This is a genomic window from Streptomyces sp. SM11 (assembly GCF_002910905.1).
GTDB lineage: Bacteria > Actinomycetota > Actinomycetes > Streptomycetales > Streptomycetaceae > Streptomyces.
The window spans coordinates 1-2,784 of record NZ_NEUE01000113.1; the positions used below are offsets into that span (position 1 = coordinate 1).

Here is a 2,784-nt window from a genome sequence, read left to right on the forward strand (position 1 = left end):
TGGTGCGTAGGGCTTCGTGGCGTTGGGCGACGTCGTCGAGTGCTGTGCTGAGTGCGTTCTGGTCGAGTGGTCCGTGGAGGCGGAGGGCGAGGGGGATGTTGTAGGTCGAGCCGCCTTCTTCCCATTCGCCCAGGAACCAGAGTCGTTGTTGGGCGAATGACAGGGGGAGTGGGTCGGGTCGTGTTTGTGCTGCTGTCAGTGCGGGGCGTGTTTCGGTGGGTGGTCTGAGTCCGGTGGCCAGTCCGGCGGGGGTGGGTGTCGTGAAGAGGGTGCGGATGGTGACTTCGGCGCCGAGGGCTGAGCGGATGCGGCTGATGAGGCGGATGGCGAGGAGGGAGTGTCCGCCGAGGGAGAAGAAGCTGTCGTCGGCGCCGGCTCGTGGGATGCCGAGTACTTCGGCGAACAGTCCGCAGAGGACTTCCTCGGTCGGGGTGCGTGGGCCGCGGCCGGTGGCTGAGCCGTTCATCGGTGGTTCGGGGAGTTTCTTGCGGTCGAGTTTGCCGTTGGGGGTGAGTGGCAGTGCGTCCAGGACGACGACGGCTGCCGGGACCATGTATTCGGGCAGTGTCTGGCTTATGAAGCGGCGTAGTTCGTCCGCGTCGAGTGTGCTGCCCGTGGCCGGGACGGCGTAGGCGATGAGGCGTTTCTCGCCGGGGCGGTCTTCGCGGGCTGTGACGGTGTTCTGTAGGACGCCGGGGAAGCGGGCGAGGGCTGCTTCGATTTCGCGGGGTTCGACGCGGAAGCCGCGGATCTTGACCTGGTCGTCCTGTCGGCGGACGAATTCCAGGGTGCCGTCTGTTCGCCAGTGGGCGATGTCTCCGGTGCGGTACATGCGTTTGCCGGGTTCGTGGGGGTTGGCGACGAAGCGTTCGGCGCTGAGGCCGGGCCGGCCTGCGTAGCCGCGGGCCAGGCCGGAGCCGGCTACGTACAGTTCGCCGGGGACGCCGGGTGGTACCGGGCGCAGCAGTGTGTCGAGGACGTAGGCGTGTTTGCCGGCGAGGGGGGAGCCGATGGGGATCGATGTGGCTCCGGTGTGGATCTCGTCCACGGTGAACGAGGTGGTGAAGCCCATGGATTCGACGGGGCCGTATCCGTTGAGGATGCGCAGGTGGGGGTGGAGGGTGCGGGCTCGTTCGACGTGGGAGACGGATGCGGCTTCTCCGGCGGTCATGACGGTGCGCAGGTGGGTGAGGACTTGTGGGTGGTCGTCGACCAGGACGTTGAAGAGGCTTGCCGAGAGCTGGAGGACGCTCACGCCGCGTTCGGTGACCAGGGTGGTCAGTTCTGTGAGGTCTGTGCGTGATTCGACGGGCAGGACGGAGGTTCCGCCGTGGAGGAGGGGGGAGAAGATCTCCAGGGCGAAGGCGTCCCAGGAGACCGGTGAGGACTGGAGGTAGACGTCGTCGGGTCGGAACTCCAGGTAGTCGGGTCCGACGAAGGTGGAGACCAGGGCCCGGTGCGGGGCCACGACGCCTTTGGGGCGGCCGGTCGAGCCGGAGGTGAACATCACGCAGGCCGCGTCGTCGGGGCCGCAGGTCTGTTGTGTGCCGGGGCCGCTGCCGTCCAGCTGGTCGATCCGTCTGCCGTCCTCGTCGGTGTCGAGCAGGACGTATGCCGGGCCCTCGCCCAGTTCGGCGGCCTGTTCGCGTCGTGACACCACGTGGCGTACGCCGGCGTCGGCGATGACGGCGGTGAGCCGTTCCACGGGGAAGGCCGGGTCGAGCAGTGTGTAGGCGGCTCCCGCTTTCAGTACGGCGAGCAGGGCGGTGACCAGGGCGGGTCCGCGTTCCAGGTACACGCCGACGATGTCGCCGCGTCGCACGCCCCGGGCCAGCAGATGCCGGGCGAGCTGGTTGGCGCGGGTGTCGAGAAGGTTGTACGGGATCTGTTCGTCGCCCTGGATCAGTGCGATCCGGTCGGGGGTCTTGCGGGCCTGTTCCTCGAACACCGTCTGCACCGGGCGGTTGTCGCCGGCCGGTACTGAGGATCCGCTCCATTCGTGCAGGGCCCGGTGTTCCTCGGCGGGGTCCAGGAGGCCGATGCCCGTGACGGGGATGTCGGGGTCGGCCACGACGGCTTCCAGGATCCGGATCAGCCGGCTGGTCATGGATTCCACCGTCGAGCGGTCGTAGAGGTCCGTCGCGAACTCCACGTCCCACCGCAGTCCGCCGAACCCGGTGTCCGTGTTGGGGAGTTCCTCGGCGAAGAAGGTGAGGTCGAACTTGGCGACGCGGTGGTCCAGCGGGTGGTGTTCGGCCGTCACGCCGGGGAGGTCGAGGGTGGAGGCGGTGTTGTTCTGGAGGACCAGCATGTGCTGGAAGAGCGGGTGCCGGGCGACGGTGCGGTCCGGGTTGAGTGCCTCGACGATCCGTTCGAAGGGCAGGTCCTGGTGGGCGTAGGCGTCGAGGTCGGTGGTGCGTACCCGGTCGAGTAGTTCGCGGAAGGTGGGGTCGCCGGAGGTGTCCGTCCGCAGTACGAGGGTGTTGACGAAGAAGCCGACCAGGTCGTCCAGCTTCTCGTCGGTGCGTCCGGCTGTCGCTGTGCCCAGCGGGATGTCCGTGCCCGCGCCGAGCCGTGAGTAGAGCGTCGCCAGCGCCGCTTGCAGCACCATGAACAGGGTGGTGCCGTTCTTCCGGGCCAGGGCGACGAGCCCGGCGTGCAGCCCGGGGTCCGTCAGGGTGGTGACGAGATCACCGCGGTGCGAGGGAACCGGCGGACGCGGCCGGTCCATCGGCAGCTCCAACTCCTCCGGAGCCCCCGCCAACACACCCTCCCAATACCGCA

General features: G+C 68.3%; 1 protein-coding gene. It reads right to left on the reverse strand.

What is annotated here, in order from left to right; translation table 11 throughout:
- Positions 1-2,764: amino acid adenylation domain-containing protein (locus B9S58_RS08075; RefSeq protein WP_258044226.1), on the reverse strand; the 2,764-nt coding region annotated here is incomplete at its 3' end.
- Between the last annotated feature and the right edge of the window lie 20 nt (positions 2,765-2,784).